Annotated in this window: 20 protein-coding genes and 1 pseudogene; 17 read left to right on the top strand and 4 right to left on the bottom strand. The window is 61.7% G+C overall.

Annotation, left to right across the window (positions count from 1 at the left end):
- Positions 1-2: 2 nt before the first annotated feature.
- The 11 genes and pseudogenes from AAFG50_RS16510 to AAFG50_RS16560 form a co-directional block, all read left to right on the top strand.
- A pseudogene (locus AAFG50_RS16510) lies at positions 3-471 on the top strand (GMC family oxidoreductase N-terminal domain-containing protein); the annotation flags it as partial.
- 155 nt (positions 472-626) lie between these two features.
- Positions 627-1,910: a 3-oxo-tetronate kinase gene (gene otnK / locus AAFG50_RS16515; RefSeq protein ID WP_039184195.1), complete on the top strand. Its 1,284-nt coding sequence runs from the start codon at positions 627-629 to the stop codon at positions 1,908-1,910.
- A complete protein-coding gene (locus AAFG50_RS16520) occupies positions 1,907-2,554 on the top strand; it encodes a class II aldolase/adducin family protein (RefSeq protein ID WP_011086324.1) in 648 nt (215 codons plus the stop codon). Before otnK ends, AAFG50_RS16520 begins: the two co-directional genes overlap by 4 nt.
- 14 nt (positions 2,555-2,568) lie before the next feature.
- On the top strand, positions 2,569-3,357 hold the full coding sequence (locus AAFG50_RS16525) for a shikimate dehydrogenase (RefSeq protein WP_028171911.1): 789 nt from the start codon (positions 2,569-2,571) through the stop codon (positions 3,355-3,357).
- Positions 3,358-3,458: 101 nt separating this feature from the next.
- A complete protein-coding gene (locus AAFG50_RS16530; protein ID WP_049832416.1) occupies positions 3,459-4,589 on the top strand; it encodes an ABC transporter ATP-binding protein in 1,131 nt (376 codons plus the stop codon).
- Complete coding sequence (locus tag AAFG50_RS16535; protein WP_039184197.1) at positions 4,589-5,467, top strand: ABC transporter permease; 879 nt, start codon at positions 4,589-4,591, stop codon at positions 5,465-5,467. The genes AAFG50_RS16530 and AAFG50_RS16535 overlap by 1 nt, the downstream gene beginning before the upstream one ends.
- Entirely contained in the window at positions 5,464-6,270 is an 807-nt protein-coding gene (locus AAFG50_RS16540; protein WP_011086328.1) for an ABC transporter permease, read from the top strand. The genes AAFG50_RS16535 and AAFG50_RS16540 overlap by 4 nt, the downstream gene beginning before the upstream one ends.
- Positions 6,271-6,292: 22 nt before the next feature.
- The gene (locus AAFG50_RS16545; RefSeq protein WP_028171909.1) at positions 6,293-7,360 is read left to right on the top strand and encodes an extracellular solute-binding protein; all 1,068 of its coding nucleotides are present in this window, start codon (positions 6,293-6,295) and stop codon (positions 7,358-7,360) included.
- Positions 7,361-7,410: 50 nt separating this feature from the next.
- The gene (locus tag AAFG50_RS16550) at positions 7,411-7,761 is read left to right on the top strand and encodes a hypothetical protein (protein WP_028171908.1); all 351 of its coding nucleotides are present in this window, start codon (positions 7,411-7,413) and stop codon (positions 7,759-7,761) included.
- Positions 7,751-10,012 (top strand): N,N-dimethylformamidase beta subunit family domain-containing protein, encoded by a 2,262-nt coding sequence (locus AAFG50_RS16555; RefSeq protein ID WP_342714197.1) that lies wholly within the window; start codon positions 7,751-7,753, stop codon positions 10,010-10,012. The genes AAFG50_RS16550 and AAFG50_RS16555 overlap by 11 nt, the downstream gene beginning before the upstream one ends.
- Before the next feature lie 35 nt (positions 10,013-10,047).
- A complete protein-coding gene (locus AAFG50_RS16560; RefSeq protein ID WP_028171906.1) occupies positions 10,048-11,745 on the top strand; it encodes a N,N-dimethylformamidase beta subunit family domain-containing protein in 1,698 nt (565 codons plus the stop codon).
- A gap of 117 nt (positions 11,746-11,862) precedes the next feature.
- On the opposite strand, the gene AAFG50_RS16565 is transcribed toward AAFG50_RS16560, so the two are convergent.
- Positions 11,863-12,585 (bottom strand): GntR family transcriptional regulator, encoded by a 723-nt coding sequence (locus AAFG50_RS16565; protein ID WP_028171905.1) that lies wholly within the window; start codon positions 12,583-12,585, stop codon positions 11,863-11,865.
- 234 nt (positions 12,586-12,819) lie between these two features.
- On the opposite strand from AAFG50_RS16565, the gene AAFG50_RS16570 reads away from it, so the two are divergent.
- The 3 genes from AAFG50_RS16570 to AAFG50_RS16580 all read left to right on the top strand — a co-directional run bounded on the left by AAFG50_RS16570 (position 12,820) and on the right by AAFG50_RS16580 (position 17,831).
- Positions 12,820-14,046 (top strand): aminotransferase class III-fold pyridoxal phosphate-dependent enzyme, encoded by a 1,227-nt coding sequence (locus AAFG50_RS16570; protein ID WP_074077724.1) that lies wholly within the window; start codon positions 12,820-12,822, stop codon positions 14,044-14,046.
- 335 nt (positions 14,047-14,381) lie between these two features.
- Positions 14,382-14,750: a hypothetical protein gene (locus AAFG50_RS16575; RefSeq protein WP_028171903.1), complete on the top strand. Its 369-nt coding sequence runs from the start codon at positions 14,382-14,384 to the stop codon at positions 14,748-14,750.
- A 720-nt stretch (positions 14,751-15,470) separates the two neighbouring features.
- On the top strand, positions 15,471-17,831 hold the full coding sequence (locus tag AAFG50_RS16580; RefSeq protein WP_342714198.1) for a TonB-dependent siderophore receptor: 2,361 nt from the start codon (positions 15,471-15,473) through the stop codon (positions 17,829-17,831).
- Positions 17,832-18,252: 421 nt separating this feature from the next.
- Here the strand turns inward: AAFG50_RS16580 and AAFG50_RS16585 are convergent, their stop codons facing one another.
- The 3 genes from AAFG50_RS16585 to AAFG50_RS16595 all read right to left on the bottom strand — a co-directional run bounded on the left by AAFG50_RS16585 (position 18,253) and on the right by AAFG50_RS16595 (position 20,730).
- Positions 18,253-18,810, bottom strand: coding sequence for a cytochrome b (locus tag AAFG50_RS16585; RefSeq protein WP_011086339.1), 558 nt, complete (start codon positions 18,808-18,810; stop codon positions 18,253-18,255).
- Between the two features lie 136 nt (positions 18,811-18,946).
- The gene (locus AAFG50_RS16590; RefSeq protein WP_011086340.1) at positions 18,947-20,047 is read right to left on the bottom strand and encodes an ATP-binding protein; all 1,101 of its coding nucleotides are present in this window, start codon (positions 20,045-20,047) and stop codon (positions 18,947-18,949) included.
- Complete coding sequence (locus AAFG50_RS16595) at positions 20,044-20,730, bottom strand: response regulator (protein WP_028171901.1); 687 nt, start codon at positions 20,728-20,730, stop codon at positions 20,044-20,046. The genes AAFG50_RS16590 and AAFG50_RS16595 overlap by 4 nt, the downstream gene beginning before the upstream one ends.
- Positions 20,731-20,945: 215 nt before the next feature.
- Here AAFG50_RS16595 and AAFG50_RS16600 point away from each other — a divergent pair, with 215 nt between their 5' ends.
- The 3 genes from AAFG50_RS16600 (at position 20,946) to AAFG50_RS16610 (ending at position 22,764) form a co-directional block, all read left to right on the top strand.
- The gene (locus AAFG50_RS16600; protein WP_028171900.1) at positions 20,946-21,434 is read left to right on the top strand and encodes a DUF2147 domain-containing protein; all 489 of its coding nucleotides are present in this window, start codon (positions 20,946-20,948) and stop codon (positions 21,432-21,434) included.
- Between the two features lie 197 nt (positions 21,435-21,631).
- Positions 21,632-22,129 carry an SH3 domain-containing protein gene (locus AAFG50_RS16605; protein ID WP_028171899.1) on the top strand — a complete coding sequence of 166 codons (498 nt, stop codon included), beginning with the start codon at positions 21,632-21,634 and terminating at the stop codon, positions 22,127-22,129.
- A gap of 137 nt (positions 22,130-22,266) precedes the next feature.
- On the top strand, positions 22,267-22,764 hold the full coding sequence (locus AAFG50_RS16610; protein WP_039184201.1) for a GNAT family N-acetyltransferase: 498 nt from the start codon (positions 22,267-22,269) through the stop codon (positions 22,762-22,764).
- The last annotated feature ends 75 nt before the right edge of the window (positions 22,765-22,839 follow it).

The following is a 22,839-nucleotide window of genomic DNA, read 5'->3' on the forward strand; positions in this document are numbered from 1 at the left end:
GAATTGCGCAACGAGACGGGTATGGATGGACTGCATCAGACGACCTGATCGTCGGCGGCGGGGCGGCGGGCCGCGTGCTCGCTAACCGGCTTTCCGCCGATGGGCACCGCCGCGTTCTCCTGATCGAAGCCGGAATGGACATGCCGCCGGGAGCAAGCCGGTCGCCCGTGTCTATGAGCAGGGCCGGTGATGGGCGGCGGCTCCAGTATCAATGCGCAGTCGGCCAATCGTGGCTTGCCGCGCGACTATGACGAATGGCGCGATCTCGGAGCGCGAGGCTGGGGCTGGGCGGACGTGCTGCCGTACTTTCTCAAGCTCGAGACCGATCTGGATTTCGACGGCCCGTTGCACGGCCGAAGCGGCCCGATCCCGGTCCGCCGCATCGCGCACGAGGCGATGCCGCCGTTTGGCCGCGCCGTCGGCGAGGCGTTGTCGGCGACGGGCCTGCCGTTCCGAGAGGACCAGAACGGCTAATTCGAAGACGGTATCTTCCCGCCGGTCGAATGCCGGACGAAGGAACGCCGAGCGTCCGCTCGGACCAATATCGCGGCGCCAAGCTCTATTGTAATATTTGATATATCATGTATCAAAGCTGAGGCGGTGGCGTGAAATCGTGTAAGGGCATCATGAAACCAGTTTTTGGGGTGGTGGCGGACGATCTAACCGGCGGTATGGAGACCGCCGCCATGCTCATCGCTGCCGGTATCGACTGCGCGTTTGTCACCGACCCCGAACTTGTTGCGACGATCGGCGACATCCCCGCCATCGTGGTTGCGCAAAAAACGCGCGTCATCCCGGCTGACGAAGCTGTTGCCAGGAGCGGGAAGGCGGCGCGGGCTTTGCTCGCGCGTGGCGCGCGTCAGATCTTCTTCAAGTATTGTGCGACATTCGATTCCACCGACCGCGGCAATATCGGTCCCGTGGCGGAGATGCTGATGCAGCTCACGGGCGCGGACCACACTGCGTTTTGCCCCGCCTCTCCCTCGCTTCGTCGCACCGTCTACAACGGCCATCTCTTTCTCGGGACCGAGCTGATCTCGGACTCGCCGAAGCGCAACGATCCGCTGACGCCGATGACGGATCCCGATCTCGTTCGCGTGTTGCAGAGGCAGACGCCAACCAGGGTTGGCCTTCTTGCCCATCCTTTGGTCAGTGCCGGCCCTGCACATTTGGAGCAGGCTATCGCGTCCGCGACCGGGCAGGGTGTTCGCTACTTCATTACGGATGCGATCTATGATCGCGATCTCGATGTGCTCGCCGAGCTGACTTCCGACTGGAAGTTGATGACGGGCAACGCAACTATCGTTCAGCACTACCCTGCGATCTGGAAGGCGCAGGGGCTCGTCGCCCCAACGAGCAACCGGGCGCGCTTGCCCGCAGTGGATGGCAGCGGGGTGGTTCTTGCCGGCAGTTGCGCGGAACGCACGCTCGAGCAACTCGCCGAATTCGAACGACACCGCCCAGTGCTTCGGATGAATCTCCTGGCGGCCGACGATGTCGGGTCAGCAGTCGGGGTGGCGCTCGACTGGGCGCGACCGCGGCTGAAGGACGGGCCTATCGCCATCTCAACCTCGGAGTCTCCCGAAGTCGTCAAAATGGTCCAGGAGCGATATGGGCGCGAAGGTGCTGCGCAACTTGCCGAGACCATCCTCGGCCGTCTCGCTGTTTCTCTTCGTGGTGCCGGAGTCCGCCGCTTCGTCGTCGCCGGCGGCGAGACCTCGGGTTCGATCGTTGATCACCTTGGCATTCGAAGCCTGCGGGTTGGCCCCTATGGCGGCCCGGGCATCGGCACGGCCACGACCGACGACGCGGATCCGATCGCCCTTTGCCTCAAGTCCGGCAAGCTCGGGCCGGTCGACCTGTTCATGACGACGCTGAAATCGATGCTGAATCCGGAGGATGCCAATTGAACGAGCTCGAAACCAGGCAATCGCTGCTAAACATCGTCGAGACGCTTGAAAAGAAGGGGTTCAATCACGGCAGCAGCGGCAATGTAAGCTGCCGCCTCGGGGAGGACATTCTCATCACGCCGAGTGGTGGCAACAGCGGCAACACGACGCCCGATCGCCTGGTGCGGCTGAAGCACGACGGAACCGTGCTCGGCGGCGGCCTGCCGTCCAGCGAATGGCATATGCACCTCGCCATCCTCAAGGCCTATCCGCACGTGAATGCGGTCGTACATACACATGCCGACTGCTGTGTCGCGCTGGCATGTCTTGCGAAGCCAATTCCGGCGTTCCACTACATGGTCGCCGGTTTTGGCGGGAACGACGTGCCGTGCGTTCCCTACGCGACATTTGGAACACGAGCGCTCGCCGAAGGCGCGGTCGCCGCGCTTCGGAAGCGCAAGGCCTGCCTGCTGGCCAACCACGGGATGATCGCCGCGGGCGCAAGCCTGCAGGCGGCTTTCGATCTCACCGTAAAGCTTGAGACTCTTGCCAGGCAGTATCTGCTCGCCTGTCAGGCCGGCGCGCCGACGATCCTTCCCGATGATGAAATGGCGCGGGTGCTCGAACGCTATGCGAGCTACGGCCGAGTTGCTTTACCAGCCTGATCGAAGGAGGGCCCATGGAGATCACCGGCAAGACCAAGATCATGTTCGTGCTGGCGCACCCGGTCGACCATGTTCGCGCAAGCGCTGTCTTGAACACCTATTTTCAGTCCATCGACGACGACGTGGCGGTATCGCCGCTTCATGTGCTGCCGGCCGATCTGGGGGCAGTTCTCGCGAGCGTCAGGCTGATGCGCAATGTCGTCGGCTTTGGTGTCACGATCCCGCACAAGACAGGCGTGATCGAACATCTGGATGAGACGACGCCGACGGCGGCGCTCATCGGCGCCGTCAATTTCGTCAAGCGAACGGCTGACGGACGCCTCATCGGCGACAATCTGGACGCGCGGGGTTTTGTCGCCAGCCTTGCGCAGCATCAGATTGCGGTTCGTGGCCGGAAAGTGCTCCAGGTCGGAGCAGGCGGTGCGGGGCGCGCAACCGCATTCGGCCTGGCCGAGGCCGGCGCACGCGAGCTGACCATCATGAATCGGGATGGAGCGAAGGCGCATGCGCTCGCCGAGGCGGTGTCACGGCGCTATCCGGAGACGAAGGTCAATGCCGGGCGCGCTGAGGCACGCGCGTTCGACCTCATCGTCAATACGACGTCGCTCGGCATGAAGACGGATGACCCTCTGCCGCTCGATATCGAGGGAGTGGGTCCCGCGACCGCCGTCAGCGACATCATCGTCACCCCCGAGGTGACCCGGCTTCTGGAACGGGCCGCAGCTCAGGGCGCGAGAACCATCGGCGGCAAGCCGATGCTCGACGCGCAAATGGCCCTTGTCGCGCGCTTTATTGCGCGATAGCCTGATATATCAAATATTATATCGAGAGTAGCCGCCGTGGATCGAGGTCCCCGGCATCAGTGTAAGGGGCATTTGCCTCCCGCGTCGTACCAGGCGGACAGATGGGAAACGAGATCTTCGTGAAGGCTGCATCGACTACACCGGCAACAGCCGGCGCATCCATCCGCATCAGCCGTCTGGAAAAACGTTTCGGCCCGGTTTTTGCCGTCGATGGCGTGGATCTCGATATTGCCGCCGGCGAATTCATCGCTTTGCTTGGACCTTCCGGCTCCGGCAAGACCACCATCCTGATGAGCGTTGCGGGGTTCGAGTTTCCGACAAGCGGCACCATCCAGGTGGATTCCGAAGACCTCACCTATGTGCCCTCGAACAGGCGCAACCTGGGAATGGTCTTTCAGAACTACACGCTGTTCCCGCACATGACGATCTTGGACAACGTCGCCTTTCCTCTGAAGATGCGTGGACTGCCGAAGGCCGAGCGTCATGCGCGCGCCGAAGCTGCGCTCGAAACGGTGCGTCTGGGCGGTTACGGCAACCGTCGTCCCAACGAGCTCTCCGGCGGCCAGCAGCAACGCGTGGCGCTCGCGCGTGCCATCGTCTATCAGCCGCGCGTCCTGTTGATGGACGAGCCACTCAGCGCACTCGACAAGAATCTGCGTGAGGACATGCAGCTCGAGATCAAGCGCCTGCATGCCGAGCTCGGCATTACCGTCATCTTCGTCACTCACGATCAGAGTGAGGCCCTGACCATGGCCGACCGGATCGCCGTCCTGAAGGATGGTAAGATCAAGCAGATCGGGCCGGCACGCGAACTCTACGAGAGGCCCGCAAATCTCTTCACCGCCGGCTTCATCGGCGAGATGAATTTCGTTGACGTCACGGTCGAAAGCGTCGGCGACGTTGTCTCGGTGGGGCTGCCATGGGGTGAGACGTGGCAACTGCCGGCGACCGCGGCGGTCGATGCAGTGAAGGCCGGCGAAGCCGCGGTGATGGCCGTGAGGCCCGAGCGGCTACGGCTCGGCGCGAGTGCGGCAGGCCAAATCGTCAACGTCACGCTGAGCGACATCGTCTATGCGGGGTCAGCCATGCTCCTGATTGGCCGCCTGCCGGATGGCACCGAGATGCGTGCGCGCATTCCGGGCGAATCGCAGCTCAGCTCCCTGGCTCCCGGAGACGTTGCGTCCTTCACCGTGCCTGCGGCGGCGATCCTGCTCTACCGAGGGAAGCGGTGATGACGAAGGAGGTGCGATCGCAGTTCTGGTACTCCGATGGCCGCAGGCTGAGCGGCCTGTCGACGCTGCTGCTGTTGCTACCGTTCTTCGCCGTCATCGCCTTCGTCTTCATCTATCCGATTGCGCAGCTCCTCCTGATCAGCTTCTTGGAGCCGCATCCGACTTTGGACAACTACGCCCGCGTCGTCGACAACCCGGTTCACGCGCGCGTCCTGATGCGCACGCTCTGGACTGCTGCGCTCGTGACAGCCCTATCCGCGGTTCTCGGCTTCCCGGTGGCCTACTATATGAGCCGGACGAAGGGGGCGCCCGCCGCCCTTGTCGCGGTCTGCGTGATCCTGCCGCTCTGGTCGAGCGTACTGGTGCGCACCGCCGCCTGGTCTTTCCTGTTCCAGCGCAATGGGCTGATCAACTCGGCGCTGATGGCCCTCGGCCTGACCTCGCAGCCGTTCAAGCTGCTCTACACCCAGAGCGCGGTGGTCATCGCCATGACTCACGTGTTGCTGCCGTTCATGATCCTACCGATCTACGGCGCCTTGCGCAGCATTCCGAACGACTATGCGCGGGCGGCCGCCGTGCTCGGCGCGACGCGCCTGCGGACCTTTCTCGAAGTCATTCTTCCATTGAGCCTGCCGGGCGTCGTTTCCGGATCGCTGCTGGTGTTTCTCACGGCGCTTGGCTTCTTCATCACGCCCGCGCTTCTCGGCTCACCGCAGGAGATGATGATCTCGACCCTCGTGTCAAAGCAGATCCGCGAGGTCCTTGACTGGCCCTTCGCCGCCGCATTGGTGGGGGGGCTGACGTTCTTCGTGACCTTGCTCGCGATCGTGTTCAGCAAGACGTTGCGTTTCGACCGGCTGATGGGGAGCGCCTCGTGAAACCGCCGACCGACCGAGGTTCCCTCGTGCTGGGCGCCTATGTTTATGCTGTGCTGGCATTCATCATTGTGCCGCTCGTCATCGTCATTCCAATGTCGTTCAGCCAGAACGACTACCTGGCATTCCCGCCGACCGGTTTCACCTTGAAATGGTACGCCGAGTATTTCGACAGCAGGCAGTGGCGTGCGGCCACCTGGCTCAGCGTGCAAGTGGCGCTTCTGACGGCAGCCTGTGCTTCGCTGATCGGAACCGCAGCCACCTATGCCATGGTCCGTGGTCGCAGCCGGCTCGTGACCCTGTTCCAGATCCTCCTGATAGGGCCGATCATCGTGCCGCATATCGCGCTCGCCGTCGGTCTCTACCTGTTTTTCCAGACGATCGGTCTCTCGGGAACCGTTCCCGGCTTTGTGCTTGCACATACGGTTCTGACCCTGCCGTTCGTCGTGTTCACGATGGCGGCGGCCCTGGGCAGCGTCGACGCCAATCTCGAAGCGGCGGCGATGAGCTGCGGTGCGACGCGCTTTCAGGCCTTTCGCTTCGTGACGCTGCCGCTGGTCCTGCCGAGTCTTGCGAGCGGCGCGCTGTTTGCCTTCATCATCTCCTTCGACGAACCCGTCGTGTCGTTCTTCCTGTCCGGCATACGCCAGAAGACGCTGCCGCGTCGTATGTTCGAGGACATCGAGCAGAATCTGACACCGATAATTCCTGCGATCGCGACGCTGCTGATCGTCCTGTCCATCGCGATCTTGCTGGGAGGCCATGCACTCAGGTCCCGCAGCAAGACTCAGTCAAGCGCCGGATGAGAGCTCAAAGAGGAGAACGTCGATGTCGAAGAAGACCTGGAAGCGGACCTCAGCACTGCTTGCGCTGGCTTCCGCTCTTTCTGTAACGTTGCCGGCTGCCGCTCAGAAGCTCGAAGATCAGCTGGTGATTGCCACGACCGGTGGTCTGATGGGCAACACGCTGGCGAAATACTTCTACGAGCCCTTCAACAAGGCCAGGAATGTCGAGGTCGTCCCGGTCGCGGTCGAAGTTCCCGACCAGTGGGCGCGCGCCAAGGCAATGCAACGAACCGGCAAGATGGAGTTCGACATCGTCACGGCAACCGGTCCAGATCTGGTCGGGCGCACCGACATGCTCGAGAAGATCGACTGCGCCAAGCTGCCGAGCGTCCAGAAGTTCGGCGTCTCCGATGCCTGCCAGCCCTACGGTGTCGCTCGCACGACCGGAGGCATGCTGATCACCTACAATACCGAGGCGTTCAAGGAGAAGGCACCGAAGACCTGGGCCGATTTCTGGGACGTCAAGCAATTCCCCGGACCTCGTGGCCTGCCTGATACCGGCGACAGCGACTGGTGGGTGCCCGTGGCCGCGCTCCTCGCCGACGGCGTCAAGGCGGACCAGCTCTTTCCGCTCGATCTCAATCGCGCCTACAAGAAGCTTGACGAGATTCGTCCCAATGTCTCCGTCTGGTGGAAAACAGGCGATCAGGTGCAGCAGATCATGCGCAGCCGCGAGGTGGTCTTGGCCATGAGCTATTCGGGACGCGCGCTCGCCGTCGTGAAAGAGGGCGCTCCGGTCGCCATGTCCTGGGATCAGGCCATTCGCGACACCGGCTATATGGCTGTTCTCAAGGGCGCGCCGGACCTCAACGCGGCCATGGCCTATCTCGACTTCTTCTATGCGAGCCCCGACGCCCACGTACCGTTCATGCGGGCCGTCAACTATGCAACTGCCAGCAAGTCGGCCATCGAGTTGCTGAAGCCGGAAGAGCGCAATCTCTATGCGACCTCGCCGGAAAACTACGAAAAGCTGGTCAAACCCGATTTCGCCTGGATCGGCGAGCACCGCAACGAATTGCGCGAGCGGTGGATGGCCTGGCTGACGCGCTGAGCCGCGACAGCGTCTCCCGCGGCTTCGCGTTCGCAAGATGAGGACGGACCATGGATCACACCAGTGACCCCAGTGCGATGCGCTACGTCATCGATCCGAGCAGGCTCGATCTCGTAGAGGAATTCCGCGCGAGCCCGCTCGGTGTGCACAGTCCGGAGCTCCGCAAGCTGCTGGCGCGGATGCGATGGGGCAGGCCGGAAGGGCGACTTGTCCTGATCGTGCTCGAGCCGGGCAGGGCCTGGCGGCTGTCGTGTATCCCCAAGCGGCGGGGCGATCCCATGCCTTTCGTCGATGATCGCGTCTTCACCTCTCTCGCTGAAGCGGAGTGGCATGTTTTCAAGCTGCGTTGGCAGGAAATGACTGGCGCGACGCTGCCTGCGGAGGTTTCGGGTGATTTATAGGACGAACGAGTATCTCGGCTATCCGGACCGCATCAGCGTTCCAGCAGGCGAGACGGTCCGCTTCCAGTTGAGCAGCAAGCGGCCGAACGTGAAGGTCGAGGTGCTGCGGTTGCGCTGCGGCGATGTCGATGTCAACGGTCCGGGCTTCAAATACGAGGTGATGACGAGCAACGTCGACGGCGAGCACGCCTGTCTCGATCAGCCAATCCGGCCGGGATCCAACGCGATCGTCGAGCACGATGGCGCTCTCGCTCCGACCGGGGGACACTGGTGCTTCGGCGCCTACGTCTGTCCGACGCGCATCGCCGACAATGCCAAGGCCGTGATGGGCAATTGGTGCGAGGCCTCGGGGCGCGGCTACGCTCTCGAGCTTGATGAGGAAGGATGCCCGGTTCTGGTCCTCGGCCAGTTAACCGGAGCGTCGGCCCGTTTTACCCTCGACGTGAAACTGCGACAGCGCGTCTGGGCGTTCGTATCGGTCGCGATCGATCTCGTACGGCGATCGGCAACGCTGTCGTTGATCGTTCCGGCGAATGGCGTTCAGCCGACGGTCGCCCACGCGAAATCATTCGCTCTGCCGCTGGCGCTTGCGCTCGACTCGGGATTGCCGTTCCTGATTGCGGCCCATCATCTGAACGGGGAGCAGCAATACGCGTCTCATTTCGACGGCAAGATCGAGGCGCCGCGGATCTTCTCGCGTCCGCTGGAGGCGGAGGCGCTGCGCGTGTTCGATTGCCAGCCGCGGACAGGTGCGACCGAGGCCGGCCTTGTCGCTTTCTGGGATTTTGCGGACGGGATCTCGACGCTGTCTGTCAAGGACCTGTCGCCCAACGGTCTGCACGGCAGCCTGCGCCAGCTGCCCCGCAGGGGCGTCACCGGCTTTCATTGGTCGGGGAGCGTCCATGACTGGCGGCTCTCGCCGCGCGAATATGCGGCGATCCATTTCCACAGCGATGACATCTACGATTGCGGGTGGCAGACCACGTGCGCGCTCGATGTGCCGGCCGATTGGCGATCGGGCGTCTATGCGCTGCGGTTGACGCCTGGCGGGAATGACCCTGAGGCGAACTGCGAAAGCTATGTCACTTTCTTCGTGACCCCCGGCAGGAAGTCCAGGCGAGCCGATTTCGTCATCGTCGCTTCGGTGGCGACTTATCTGGCTTATGCCAACAGTGCATTGCGGCTCTATCAGGTTCACTTCGAGACTCTGATGGAGCACGTCCTGTGGCTGCCGCAGGACGACGTCTTTATGCAGGAGAACCCGGAGATCGGGCAATCGACCTATGATTGCCATGTCGACGGATCGGGGCGCGCCTACAGCTCCTGGCTGCGGCCCATCCTCAACATGCGCCCGCGGGGCTACTGGTTCAATCTGATCAACGACACCCACATCCTCGATTGGCTCGAGGAGAAAGGGATTTCCTACGATCTGATCACGGATGTCGAGCTCGATCGCGAAGGGGCACGGGCGCTCGCGCCTTATCGGGTCGTGATGACGCCGACCCATCCCGAATACTACAGTTTCAGCATGATGAACGCGATCATGGCGCACCAAAACGCCGGGGGGCGGCACATCTCGATGGGAGGCAATGCGTTCTACTGGCGCTGCGGCTTTCATCCGGCCGCGCCCGCGGCGCTGGAGGTCCGCCGCGGCATGGCCGGAACGCGGACCTGGGAGTCGGAGCCGGGCGAGGTTCATCTTGCCGGCACCGGCGAGCCGGGCTCGTTGTGGCGGCACTCCGGCTTTGCACCGCAGAAGCTCGTGGGCGTCGGCTTTTCGGCGATGATCAACGACACCTGCGGCTACTATTTGCGCACGGCCGAGAGCGAGGACGCGCGCGCCGCCTTCATCTTCGAGGGCGTGGACCGCGACGAGAAGCTCGGTGACTTCGGCTTTCGCTACAATGGTGCGGTCGGTAGCGAGATCGACCGCTACGATCTCGATCTGGGAACGCCGCGGCACGCGTTACGGATTGCGACCTCCGAAGGTCTGGGGGCAGGCGCGCTCCCGACGCCGGAAGAGTTTCGTACCGTGGTTGACGGGCTTGACGGCACCCAGAACGCCTTGGTCCGCGCCGACATGGTGTTCTTCGAAACCGCCAATGGCGGTGCGGTATTTGCCACTGGCTCGATCACCTATGGCATGTCGCTGGGCCACAACAACTACGACAACAACATCAGCGCTATCACCCTGAATGTCGTGACACGGTTCCTTGATCCGGCGCCGTTCGTCATCCCCGCCCAGGCTTAGGGCACGGACACGGCTTCGATCAGAAGAGATCTCCCATGACTGACAAGCGCCATTTCCAATCTCCGGAATTGGGAGCCATCAACGTCGCGCCGCGAAAGGTGCGCCCGATGCATGCGGACGAGCATTGGGGTAGCCAGCCCTGGTACGAAGCGCCGCGCGAAGACCCCGAAGTGCCGGAGGTGTACACCTATACCGACGCGATGTCTTACGATCCGGGAGGGGAGGTTGCCTTCCATTCCAGCGCGACGGCGAAAACCTGGCGGTTGCAGGTCTATCGCGATGGCCTTGAGCCGGAAATGGTGCATGAGGTCGATGCACTGGACGGTGTGTTCGCGCCCACGCCACCGGACGCCTACCGCAATGGATGTAACTGGCCGGTCACGCACCGGTGGAGATTGCCGTCCGATCTGCGCTCCGGGTTCTATCGCGTGATCTCGTCCTGCGAGCGGGCGAATGGCGGCCGATTCGTCCAGCATCACTTTTTCGTCGTGCGCCCATTGGAAAGGACACGGCGTGCGAAGATCCTGATGATCCTGCCGACGGGTACCTGGACTGCCTACAACGATTTCGGTGGTGCCAATCACTACTTCGGCGTCGAAGGTCCGGGCCGGGACGAGCCGTCGCCGGTGTTGTCGCTCGAGCGACCATGGACCCGCGGCATGGTCTGGCTCCCCGCAGGTGCGCCCCGCATCTGCGCCGATCCTGCGCCCGAGATGGGCGATGCCCCGCGCTATCCGATGAAGGAGTGGGCCTTTGCCAATGGCTTTGGCCAGTATTACGCGGCGGCTGGCTGGGCCCAGTACGATCGTCATTTCGTGTTGTGGGCGGAGAAGGAAGGCTATGCCCTCGACATGATCACCCAGACCGATCTCCACTACCAGCCTGAATTGCTCGACGGCTATCCTTGCGTGACGATCATCGGCCATGACGAGTACTGGACATGGGAGATGCGTGAGGCGATCGAGCGCTATGTGGAAAGCGGCGGACGGCTCGCGCGTTTCGGTGCCAACTTCCTGTGGCAGATACGACTTGAAGAGGATGGCAAGCGGCAGGTCTGCCACAAGTTCAAGGCGATCCACAAGGATCCCATCGCCGGCACGGGCAGGACGCATCTCATGACGTCGGCCTGGGAAGACCGTAACGTGCGTTGGCCCGGCGCCTCGACAGTGGGTGTGAACGGCGCACACGGCCTCTATGCGTCCTGGGGAGGTTTTGCACCGAACGGCCAAAAGGGCTTTACGGTCTATCGCCCCGAACATTGGGCCTTCGCCGGCACCGGGCTGCACTATGCCGACATCTTCGGCGACAAGCAGCACATCTTTGCCTACGAGGTCGACGGACTCGACTACACTTTCCGCAACGGCCTTCCGTTTCCCGTTCCCGCCGACGGGCAGCCCGAAACCATCGAGATATTGGCCATGGCACCTGCCGTCCTCGCCGAGGACGAGCCGCAAGGCGAGGGCTTTCGCTACTACGTGCGCAGCAGCGATCACGAGGGCCTGGTGGAATGTCTTACCGGCGAAATCACGCCGGAGGGACTTGCCCGCTACAAATACGGATCTGGCATGATGGTGCACATGACCCGTGGAAAGGGCGAGGTTCTGACCGCCGCGACCTGCGAATGGGTGATGGGGCTAAAGCGCGGCGACCCGTTCACGCAGCGGATCACCCGAAACATTCTCGACCGGTTTACGTCGTCGACGCCTGCTGTGCCGCGAGAGGAGAGGGCGTGATCGGGCAAGCCACGCGTGAACGACAGCCGGCGCCATGCACAACCGACATCGCGGAGTTTGAACCCATCGCGCGATCATCGACGCTGTGACGGAGGCGCGAAAGATGCGCCGCTGAGGTCAATCCTCCCCAGGCGTCATGTTGCGGGTGCCGCCATGCTTTTCCAGGAGCCGCACGAGGTTTTGGCCGCCCTCCATCATGTCGGCCTGGATCGCTTCCCGCACCTTATCGGGACGGCGTTGTCGCAAATAGTTGAGCACGGACAAGTGCTGATGCTCGTTCGGATAAATTGGTGGCGCGTGCGGATAGTGAAAATTCAGCAAGGGACCGTTGCGCATCCAGATATCGTCGAGAATGGCAAGCACCTCGGGAAGTCCAGATCCATCGTACAGGCCGCGATGGAATTGCCAGTTGGCGCGAACCGCGTCCGACCACCGACGCTCTTTTTCGGCGCTGATCAACTCGTGATGGATTGCTTCCATCTTGTCGATGCCTGCTTCGGAAATGCGCGTCGTGGCGTGCTCCGCGGCGAGGCCTTCGAGAAACAGCCTCACGGTCCTGAGCTCGATATACTGCTTGGCTGTCATGTGAGCGACCATGATCGAACGGCCAGCCTGCATCTCGAGGGCGCGCCCGCGCACGAGTTGCATCAATGCCTCGCGAATGGGTGTCTCCGACACGTTCATCGTCGCAGCGAGCTCGCGGATCTTGAAGCGGTGGCCCGGCCAGAACCGGCCCTCCATCAGCGCCTGTCGCAGGTTGTTGTAGACAAGGCTTGTCAGGCTATCGCGGGCGACGGGACCAACTCCGCTCTCGCCAGGCTTCTGTTCCACGTCGTTCATTTCGGTCCCTCGCAAGGGTTTGGCCGTTTGTGCCAACCCCACCACCTGCTCGAATCCACTTTATATATAATATAGGCAGGCAGATTTGCCGAAATCATTAGCCGCTGGCGCCGATTCTGCCGAAAGGAGGTCACTCCTTGTGGTCGGGTTGCTGCACATCGGCATAGGGAGACAGCCACTTGCAATTCACCTGATAATATATGATATATCATCTTAGAGTTGGAGAGGGCCGTCATGCCGGGATTGAACCGAACAAGGGACACCACGCTGCGCGCACGCGCGGAGAAGGTCGTGCCGGGCGGGATGTGGGGGCACCTCCACGCGGCCAAGCTGCCGGACGGCTATCCGCAATTCTTCCGGCGCGGCGAGGGCGGGGTGCTCTGGGATGTGGATGGTTACCGGTACGTGGATTTCATGTGCAGTTGGGGACCCAATCTGCTCGGCCACCATCATCCCGAAGTGGAGGAGGCTGCCGAGCGTCAGCGCCGTGAGGGGGATTGTCTGAACGGCCCGGCGGAAGTCATGGTCGAGCTGGCCGAGCTCGTCGTGGATATGGTGGGTCACGCCGACTGGACGCAATTCCAGAAGAACGGCACCGACGCGACTACGACCTGCGTCACCATCGCGAGGGCAGCAACGGGCCGGCGAAAGATTTTGGTCGCCAAGGGCGCCTATCATGGTGCTGTGCCGTGGTGCTCACCGTCGTTGCTCGGTGTGACTGCAGAGGATCGCGCCCATCTCGCATATTTCACTTTCAATGATGTCGAGAGTCTCGAGGTGGCGGCAAAGGCGGCCGGCGACGATCTCGCCGGCATCCTGATCTCGGCATACCGCCACGATCTCGGGCTCGACCAGGAACTTCCCACCGTGGAGTTCGCGCATGCGGCACGCCGCATCTGCGACGACAGAGGGGCTGCGCTGATCATTGATGAAGTCCGCGCAGGCTTGCGCCTGAACGCTGCCGGGAGCTGGGAAGGGCTTGGTGTCCGCCCCGACCTGTCCGCCTGGAGCAAGGCGATCGCCAACGGCTATGCCCTGGCGGCTGTCACCGGAGCCAATTGGCTCCGCGGTGCCGCGTCCCAGGTCTTTGTCACCGGGTCATTCTGGGCCGGCGCTGTCGCGATGGCTGCCGCCGTGGCGACGTTGAAGATCGTGCGCAGGGACAATGTGCCGAGCCGTCTTGCACAGCTCGGGCAAATGCTGCGTGAGGGCCTTGAGACACGTTCGCGCCAGTTCGGCGTGTCAATTCGCCAATCGGGGCCTGCGCAGATGCCGACTCTCCTGTTCGACCAGGATCCGGCTTACCGGAAGGGTTCGGCCTTCTGCAGCGCGATGTTGGGGCGAGGCGTTTACTTCCATCCCAAGCACAACATGTTCCTCTGCGCCGCGCACACCGAGGCGGACATCGCTGAGGCGCTCCAAGCCGCCGAACATGGCTTTGCTGTGGTAGCAGGGCTGTGATTCCTTGCTCTGCTTGCCGTTTCCAGGTTTAGTCAGCCGTGCCGATGCGGGCCTTTAAGGCCATCCTCGCCTATTCGGATCGGGTGTTCGATCAGCTCCCGTTGGCTTCCGGAATCAATCTGCTTCAAGCCAGATTGGTCGGTGCAGAATCATCGGACCTGCGCCCAAATGGCGTCAGGGCCAGACTTGGAAGCTTATTGACGGCACCGTTAATACCGATCCGGCTTCTGTAGATTCTCGTCCCGCACGGATGTGTTCATTGGCGAGCTCGATACCGGATGCCTCGGTAGCTCCGCGCGGCTGGCAGTCATCAACCGAGCGCCGCTACTGCTTTCGTGTGGGTTCTGGCCAGTATTTCCCTAGTCGACGAAGCGCTTGCGGCGGCGTTGCTGACCGCGGCGGCCGACGAGCGACGCGAAAAATCTGCACTCCAGGAGGCGATCCGGTTACTGCTCGGTGAGCGCGATATCTTCGGCGCCTACGACAAGGAGACTCTGGAGGACGCCTCTGACCGATCACTTCGGCAGAGTGCTCACGACGTGACCCAGACATTGTCGACCTCAAAGCTGATCGACATTGGTGTCCTCAGGGCAGATGCCATTCGTACGGAGACAGTAGGCAACCTGGCGGACATAAGAACTCCATACTCTCCGATTCTATCGAATCTCTATGCAACCGAAAAATTCATAGGATGGAACGTCTAGCGTGTCACCCTTTGCCGTACTCATCGCCGGCTGGTTCGGCGTCGCGCCTGACGCCGTCCGGATGATCACGGACGGCGTCAACAAAACTCCTCGCGTCGTGAGCGATCATGATGACGTATTCGCACGCTTCTCGCCTACCTCCTTGCACAGTCGTGAAGCCCTTGAAAGCGCAACGCTCCGACACACATTGGTCTTATAGAGGTCTATTGCTCAAATGCCTTCTTCGATTTTGCGCCATCGCGCCTCAATCGTGATCCGATAGCAGCAACGGTTGTTTCTTTCCTTGATCTATTGGAGTCGAATCCAGCATCGATCACATTCCTCGTTTCCGAGGCAAGTGCCGAGGTGGCAGGCTTTTCGGTCGCGCGAATAACAGTCCGTCGGGTCTGGGAGATCCAGATCGGTGCGCATGCTGCGCAAAGAAATCGTGGGATCGGAGGCGCATTAATGAGCTGGGGATCGTCAAAGCGCCTTTGGAAGTTTTCCAAACGCAGGCCAACTGGCTCGATTCGTCAATGATCGAGGCATTCTAAGTCGCACCGCACGCATTTGCGTTGCGGTGACGATAGCGTCTCACTAGAGAAGCGATGCAGATAGTGAGCAATCGGACGTTGCCGATATAAACGCAGGCAACTGATCTGAATGCGAGTCTGCGGAGGAGCTGAATCACAAGCGATAAGCGTCGGCCGCGCGCGGACGCGGCGAGCCGATCTTGGATCCATGATCGTTGCAGGTCGAGCGTGGAGCCATTTCACGTTGGGCGACGTGTTGCTGTTGAGGGACTTTCTGGAAATGCGACGTGCAGTTGAGGTTGGGACGGCAGCTCGCTTTGGTGCGACACTGCTAGGTGGAGTGATGTTGCTGGCGTGGTTCGAATCGCCCGCTCAATCCCAAACCTCGCAAGGCGCCAACTCGCTTCCACCCGTTACTGTCGATGCTCCAACGCAACAGACGATCCATCGCACGCCGAGCAAACGAGATGCGTCTCGGGTTCGATCAACTTCACGGCGCGTCACGGCGCCTGGTGCCCTGCAAGCCGAAGCTGTCGCTGCGCAGTCGCAGCCGTCGCGGTCGGGTGTCGTGCCCCCCTTCGCAGGCGGCCAGGTCGCTCAAGGCGCGCGACTAGGACTGCTCGGAAACACCGGCACGATGAAGTCACCGTTCAACGTGACGAGTTACACGGACAAATTCATTCGCGATCAGCAGGCAGCGACGGGGGCGGACGCCTTGATCCTCGATCCTTCCGTACGAAGTTCCCATCCAACGGGCGGTGTGCTCGATTCGTTTTACATCCGTGGCTTCCCGGTCAACGAAGGCAATAACGGTGAATTTGCCTTCGAGGGCCTGTACGGGATCGCGCCGACATACCGCATCTTTACGGATTACGTCGAGCGCATCGAAGTGCTCAAGGGTCCCTCAGCCGCGCTCTCGGGCATCGCGCCCAATGGCGGCGTCGGCGGCGTTATCAATGTCGTGCCTAAACGCGCGGGAGAGGATTTGACGCGCTTCACCGTGGATTACGGCTCGGCTGCACGGTTTGGCGGTCACTGGGATGTTGCGAGGCGTTACGGCGACAGCAAGGAATGGGGCGTACGCGCCAGCGGTAGCCTGCGCGACGGCGACACGCCCATCGATCGCCAGTCCGAAACGACCGGGGTCGGGTCGCTGGCCCTCGACTATCAGGGCGAACGGTACAGGTCCTGGCTCTACCTCATCGCCCAGACCGATCGGTTCGATGCTCCGTCACGTCCGTTCCTTATGGCTGCCGGCGTGCCGGTGCCAAAGGCGCCGGACGGCCGGCTGAACGTGACGCAGCCCTGGGAATGGTCGCGCATCAACGACCAATCGGTCTTGTGGCGCAACGAATACGATGTAACCGATCAGGTTACGCTGTTCGCCGACGTGGGCGGCTCGCGGACCAATGTCGAGCGATTCTTCGGTCTTCCGACGATCACCAACACCAGGGGCGACACGACCTCGACGCCCCAATTCTTCGGGCTCAGCATCGATCGACATACATATGATGGCGGCGTCCGGGCCCGCTTCGATACCGGGTTCGTTCGTCATGCCGTCACCTTCCAGGCCTCGGTCTATCACGACGAACTGTACCGGCGGCTTACCAATGGCACGCTGGTTACGTCGAACATCTATAGTCCGACAGTCGCGCCAACTCAGTTCGCAAACGAGATCGCAGGACGCCCTCGGCTTTCGGACAGTCAGCTCACAGGGCTATCGATTGCCGACACCTTGTCCGTTCTCGACGAGCGTGTCCTGTTGGCGTTGGGTGTCCGGCGCCAGGGCGTCGAGGCGAACAACTATGTTTCCAATGTCGGAACGCTGGCGAACTCCTACGACAAGAGCGCGACCACTCCCGTGGTCGGCCTCGTCGTCCGGCCCCGAGACAACGTCTCCCTGTATGCGAACTACATCGAAGGTCTAAGCAAGGGCGATATAGCGCCGCAGCAGACGGGTGTTTCCAATGGCGGCGAGATACTCCCGCCCTACATCGCCAAACAGTACGAGGCCGGCGTCAAGGTGGATTTCGGGCGGGTCGCAACCACCTTCAGCGCCTTCGAAATATCGAAGGCGAGCGGCGAAACGTTGGCCGGGCGCTTCGGGGCGACTGCCGAAACGCAGGTGCGCGGGCTCGAATTCAACGTCTTCGGCGAGCTCAGGCCCGATGTTCGCGTCCTCGGGGGCGGTTCGCTGCTGGATGGTACCCTGACGAAGTCAGCCATCACGTCACGTGTGGGCAATACGCCGATCGGCGTTCCGAACGTGCAGGCCAATGTCGGAGCCGAGTGGGATCTCCCGTGGGCGAGAGGGCTCACCATGAATGGCGCCGTCATCTATACAGGCCGGCAGTTCGTCGATGCGGACAATAAGCAGCCGATCCCGGATTGGACGCGGCTCGATCTCGGCGCCCGCTACACGACGGCGATCAACGGCAGGAAGACGGTGTTCCGCGCTAACATCCAGAACGTGACCGGTACGACTTATTGGTCCAGCGTGGCCTCATTCGGAACGTTCTTCCTGGGAGCACCGCGCACGTATCTGGTGTCGATGACCGTCGACATGTAATCGCTGCTCTCACAGAGCGGTGAGACGCTTCGGATCCTGCTGACAAAAAGCAGGCTGGTCGATGTGCAAGTGTGCCTTCTTCCGCCAACGTGCTCTGTCCCGACCGAAGAGGTAGATCCCGACAGGGTAGCGGAGCTCCACGCGCAAATTCGAAGGACGCCCTGTGCGTGATGGACAGTCTTCACCGGCTAACAGTCGCGCACCGTCTGCGACTGCCGCTGGTGCCAGTGGTTCTCTTGGACCTACCAGTCGGGCACGGGAACGCCTGCGGGCGATGAGGTCGGCGATCCGGGCGGCGGACCAAGATCACCGTCCGGTCACTGGTCCGCGGAGCGTTGCCGACATCCGCGATGAACTGCCGACTGTGAAGGACCGAAAGCGGGTTTGAAGATGTAATTTCGGCGCAGTGTCGGCAACCGGATTAGATGATGCGTGGGAGAACGTCGGTGCGCCGGTCCTTGTCGAAATAGCGGTGCTTCAACGCACCGGCGACGTGCAATATGACCAGAGCCAGCAGGCTGTAGGCGAGGGTCTTGTGCAAAAACTGGAACAGTCTGAATCGATCATCATCCTTCGGCAGAAGTTCAGGAAGGTGGATGCCGAAGAAGAACACCCCGTCGCTGTCGGTGAAAGAGCTGGACATCGCATAGCCCATTAGCGGGACAAGCAGCAGCAGCGCGTACATCGCGACGTGCACGGCCTGCGACAGGAGTCTCTCCTGGGCGGGGAGCGGCGCCGGTCCGGGCAGGCGTGACATCGCGCGGATCGCAAGCTGCGCAAGAACGATCAGGAACACCAGCACGCCGAAGGATTTGTGCCAGGGATAAAGCAGGGTGAATTTCTCCGTGACGGTATCAGCCAGCACGGTCATCATCCAGCCGGCCGCGATGAGGCCCAAGGTCAGCAGGGCGCGCACCCAGTGCAGGATCCGCAGTGCCGCCGGATACTTATCGTTCGTTGGGTCAACGTCGTGAATCATGCTTTAGACTCCTTGCCGGGAACGGTCTAGAATGCACATCGGGCAACGGGCATCCACGAAGGTGCGGTTCAGGTAATGTCGGTAGGGGGGTGAACATCCGTGAAGTCGGTTCTTCCCGCTTGGTGCGCGAGACATGTTAGGTTTGAATCGACGCGTCGGGTGCAACATTGGATTCATGGTCCTCAAGCGGAAGTGTGATCTCAAAAATGGCGCCTCCGCGTGAGGATGTCCGATACGCGACACGTCCGCCATGTGCCTCGGCGATGGCGCGAACGATGGATAGGCCCAGCCCAGATCCGCCATAACGTGGCGAGCGCGATAGGGCGCCACGTGCGAACGGATCGAATGCCCGCTTGGCAAACTCCGGCGGCATTCCGGGACCGTCATCCTCGACGCGAATGATGGCGGAGTTGCCAGACTTCAGAGTCGAGAGTTCGATACGGCCGGGCTTCGCGTAGCGTTGAACATTATCGAGAAGGGCGAGCAACGCCTGGCGAATGCGAATCCCGTCGCCGAGAGCGACCAAATCTGCCAGCGTGAGTTCGAGCGAGAATCCGGCGTTTGCGAGCACGGGCTCCAGCAGGTCGGCGACGTTTTGAATTTCCGCGGCGAGCGCGACCGGCCCTCTCCCAAGATCCAGGCGCCCGCTATCGGCCAGCGTGACTGTACGCAAATCGTCGACGAGCCGCGACAGCCCGTCGATCTGCAGCAGCAGATTTCCGATTGACGCTTCATCGGGCGTGAAAACGCCGTCGGCGATGCCCTGTAGCCGGCCCTTCAGGATCGTGAGGGGCGTTCTGAGCTCGTGTGCGATCGCGGCATTCCAAGCGATCATGTCGTCTGCGTTATCTTGCAGCCTCTGTGCCATCGCGTTGAAATCGGCTACCAGATGAGCCGTCTCGCCGAGCGACCGATCGCCGGGGGACGCGCGCGCTGACAGGTCTCCTGCAGCTATTTTGCGCGCGGTTTCCGCCAAGGAGTTCAGCGGAGCTAGGATTCGTTTCGTCAGCCGGAGCGCGACAACGATCGCAAGGGCCAGTCCGACAAGAAGGAAGACTGCGATCATCACCAAGTCCGGCGCTTCTGGCAAAAGGGGAGGCGGCCCGGGTGGTGGCGGAAAATAGCTTAGATAAATTCCATAGAAGACGAATGAACCGACGAAGACGATCAGCATCGCGATGGTCGCCACGACGCTCATTGAGACGATGATCTGCTGACTTAGGCGATACCGCTTCATATCGCGGCCAAACGATAGCCGATGCCGCGAACACCGGACAGCATGCCAGGCGCGCCGGCCGCGTCCAGCTTTTTGCGAAGATTGCTGATATGGCTGTCCACCGTCCGCTCGAGGGCGTCGCTGCCGGGCAGGCAAGCATCGACCAGTTCACTTCGCGTGAAGGCTTTGGTCGGTGTTCGCGCCATGTGAGCCAGGAGACGAAATTCGGTCAGTGTGACCGGCAGTGGTTGTGCCGTTCCATCCACTTCGACCTTTACCAAGTGGCCATCGAGATCAATAGCAACGCAATCGACGCGCAGCATGCCGCCGGCGCTTGACCGGCCAGCCCGCCGCAATACCGCTTTGGTGCGAGCAACCACTTCGACCGGATTGAACGGCTTCACGACATAGTCGTCAGCCCCGATGCGCAGTCCCTGCAATCGATCGATATCCTGGTCGAGCGCAGTGATCATAATGACGGGTGTATCGCCCCGGCGGCGGATCTCGGCCAACACCTCCCATCCGTCGAGGCGGGGCATCGTCACGTCGAGAAGGATGAGGTCCGGTTTCAGCGCAAGGTGCAGGTCGAGTGCGGCTCGGCCATCGCCGGCGCGGACCGTGCGGAAGCCCTCACGCGTTAGATAGGCGTCGAGAATTTCGCAGATCTGCGGTTCATCTTCGGCAATGAGGATAAGGGCGTTCATCGGAACACGAGGTCAGGCGTCACTGGATGGGGTCTCTTGGCATAGGGTGAGAGTCCCGTCGACCTATTACAGGCCTTCTCCACCAAGTCTCCATCAATTCTCCATGTTCGATCGACCGTTGCCAGCGATGACGCGGCATACCGGCCCTGCCGGCGGGCTGGTGGAAGCCGAAGCCGCTCTTGGATCGCCGCGACGCTCTGTAAGGACCATTTCGCATGCGCATCGACCCTGTTCGCACCGCCATTTACGGACTTCCGGTGGTTTTGGCTATTACGCTCGTCTTCGCTATTGCGCTCGTTTTCGCGCGCGACGTCGCGGCAGGACGCACCATGCCGAGAACCGGTCCCTTTGGAGCCTGGCTGACTCAGGCGGGCGACGCCAAGGTGGTGGTGAAGCCCTGCGGCGCGGCAATATGCGGCAAGGTCGTGTGGCTGAAGCAGCCGATCGATAGCGCAACAGGCAAACCTCAGACAGACGACAAGAACCCGGATCCGTCTCTCAGAACGCATCGCATCGTGGGGCTTCAGCTCTTCCTCGATATGCTGCCCTCCACATCGAACTCATGGTCGGGGCGAGTCTATAACGCGGATGACGGCAAGAGCTACGCCAGCACAGTTACCCTGCTTGATGCAGCACGACTGGAAGTGCGGGGGGGCGTCGGTTCGTTGTGTGGGAGCGAAATATGGACTCGGGCTGCGCGATAGCCCTGGCATTTAGATGTGAGGTCGCATCATCGCCTGCGACGTCTTCCACAACAGTGGCTTCAGCGTGAAGTCCTCCACCAAATCCCAACTTGGCCTCGACTCTGCGTCAACAGCCGCGAGGCAATGCGCAGGGAGGGAGACGGTGGCCGGCCGCAGCCCACCTGGCGGGCCACTTCGATACTTTCCATTGGAGAACTATGAAGAATCGCCCCATTGTCTATGCAACCACGCTGCTCCTGATCGCCTTTGCTGGCGAGGGCCATGCTGGAACAAACGACGGATATTCCGGCGTGAATCTCAACGTGCGGTCCGGACCGAGTGTTCGATTTCCCGCGGTCGGGAGGTTGATGGCCGGTTCATCGCTGACGATTCACGGATGCCTGGCACGCTATACTTGGTGCGACGTGAGCGCATCTGGTGTTCGCGGCTGGGTGTCGGGAGCGCATGTTCAGTTCGTTCACGAAGCGCGCCGCGTCTACGTTCCTGCCTACGCGGCGCAGGCGGAAATCTCCGTCGTAACGTTTAATCTCAGCAGCTATTGGCGTGACTACTATCGTGACTATGGCTTCCACGGCGAAGCCGACCGTTGGAACGACCATCGCTGGGAGGACGACGGCAATCCGCCCGGTTGGCGCGACAATTGGGATGATGACCATGTCGACCCCGAAAATAAGCCCGCGCCGGACAACGACTAGGCGGCTCGATACGCCCATCATCGTCATCTGGAGCGCGTACTCATGAATCGGACCGGAAGGTATGTCCGTAACTGATCGATCTCCTGGGTCTCATCGGCGTGCAACCACCCGTCATTCATTCAATGAAAGGCCCATCCATGAGTGATCTCCTCGTCCGCCTCTACGATCTTCCCGACGTTCGGACCGAGGAGAAGATCGCTTCCCACGGGATCACGGTTCGTCGCGCGATGGCTGCGGAGGCGCATGTCGTGCTTCCCTGGATTGAGAGGCATTTCTACAATCCCTGGGTGAGCGAAGCGACACGCGCCTTCACGCGCTCCCCGGTCATGGTCTGGATCGCTGTGCGGCATAACGAGTTGCTGGGCTTCGCCTGCGCCGACTGCTCGATGCGCGGCTTCTTTGGTCCGACGGGAGTAGCGAAGGCTGCTCGTGGGAAGGGCATTGGCGAGGCGCTCCTCTTCACCACCCTGCGCGGCATGCGTGAAGCGGAATATGCCTACGCGGTCATCGGTGGCGTTGGGCCCGTGGCATTTTACCGAAAGCACCTCGACGCGATCGATATCCCGGGCTCCGAAGAAAGCATCTACGGTCCGATGCTGCACGACGACAAAGGGCGAGATTTCGACGACTTTTAGAGCGGCCAGCGCCGCACCGGAAGGAAGAAAGACGTTGCCTTCGTGAGGCGCGCCCGTGCGAACGTTCCGGACCAC

It is taken from the genome of Bradyrhizobium sp. B039 (assembly GCF_038965675.1).
In the GTDB taxonomy this organism is placed as follows: Bacteria; Pseudomonadota; Alphaproteobacteria; order Rhizobiales; family Xanthobacteraceae; genus Bradyrhizobium; species Bradyrhizobium diazoefficiens.

What these genes read in the sequence shown, in the direction of transcription:
- otnK (WP_039184195.1), top strand. Translation starts at nt 627, where the DNA reads ATGAAACCAGTTTTTGGGGTGGTGGCGGACGATCTAACCGGCGGTATG.
- AAFG50_RS16525 (WP_028171911.1), top strand. Translation starts at nt 2,569, where the DNA reads ATGGAGATCACCGGCAAGACCAAGATCATGTTCGTGCTGGCGCACCCG.
- AAFG50_RS16530 (WP_049832416.1), top strand. Translation starts at nt 3,459, where the DNA reads ATGGGAAACGAGATCTTCGTGAAGGCTGCATCGACTACACCGGCAACA.
- AAFG50_RS16535 (WP_039184197.1), top strand. Translation starts at nt 4,589, where the DNA reads ATGACGAAGGAGGTGCGATCGCAGTTCTGGTACTCCGATGGCCGCAGG.
- AAFG50_RS16545 (WP_028171909.1), top strand. Translation starts at nt 6,293, where the DNA reads ATGTCGAAGAAGACCTGGAAGCGGACCTCAGCACTGCTTGCGCTGGCT.
- AAFG50_RS16550 (WP_028171908.1), top strand. Translation starts at nt 7,411, where the DNA reads ATGGATCACACCAGTGACCCCAGTGCGATGCGCTACGTCATCGATCCG.
- AAFG50_RS16560 (WP_028171906.1), top strand. Translation starts at nt 10,048, where the DNA reads ATGACTGACAAGCGCCATTTCCAATCTCCGGAATTGGGAGCCATCAAC.
- AAFG50_RS16565 (WP_028171905.1), bottom strand. Translation starts at nt 12,585, where the DNA reads ATGAACGACGTGGAACAGAAGCCTGGCGAGAGCGGAGTTGGTCCCGTC.
- AAFG50_RS16570 (WP_074077724.1), top strand. Translation starts at nt 12,820, where the DNA reads ATGCCGGGATTGAACCGAACAAGGGACACCACGCTGCGCGCACGCGCG.
- AAFG50_RS16580 (WP_342714198.1), top strand. Translation starts at nt 15,471, where the DNA reads ATGATCGTTGCAGGTCGAGCGTGGAGCCATTTCACGTTGGGCGACGTG.
- AAFG50_RS16585 (WP_011086339.1), bottom strand. Translation starts at nt 18,810, where the DNA reads ATGATTCACGACGTTGACCCAACGAACGATAAGTATCCGGCGGCACTG.
- AAFG50_RS16590 (WP_011086340.1), bottom strand. Translation starts at nt 20,047, where the DNA reads ATGAAGCGGTATCGCCTAAGTCAGCAGATCATCGTCTCAATGAGCGTC.
- AAFG50_RS16595 (WP_028171901.1), bottom strand. Translation starts at nt 20,730, where the DNA reads ATGAACGCCCTTATCCTCATTGCCGAAGATGAACCGCAGATCTGCGAA.
- AAFG50_RS16600 (WP_028171900.1), top strand. Translation starts at nt 20,946, where the DNA reads ATGCGCATCGACCCTGTTCGCACCGCCATTTACGGACTTCCGGTGGTT.
- AAFG50_RS16605 (WP_028171899.1), top strand. Translation starts at nt 21,632, where the DNA reads ATGAAGAATCGCCCCATTGTCTATGCAACCACGCTGCTCCTGATCGCC.
- AAFG50_RS16610 (WP_039184201.1), top strand. Translation starts at nt 22,267, where the DNA reads ATGAGTGATCTCCTCGTCCGCCTCTACGATCTTCCCGACGTTCGGACC.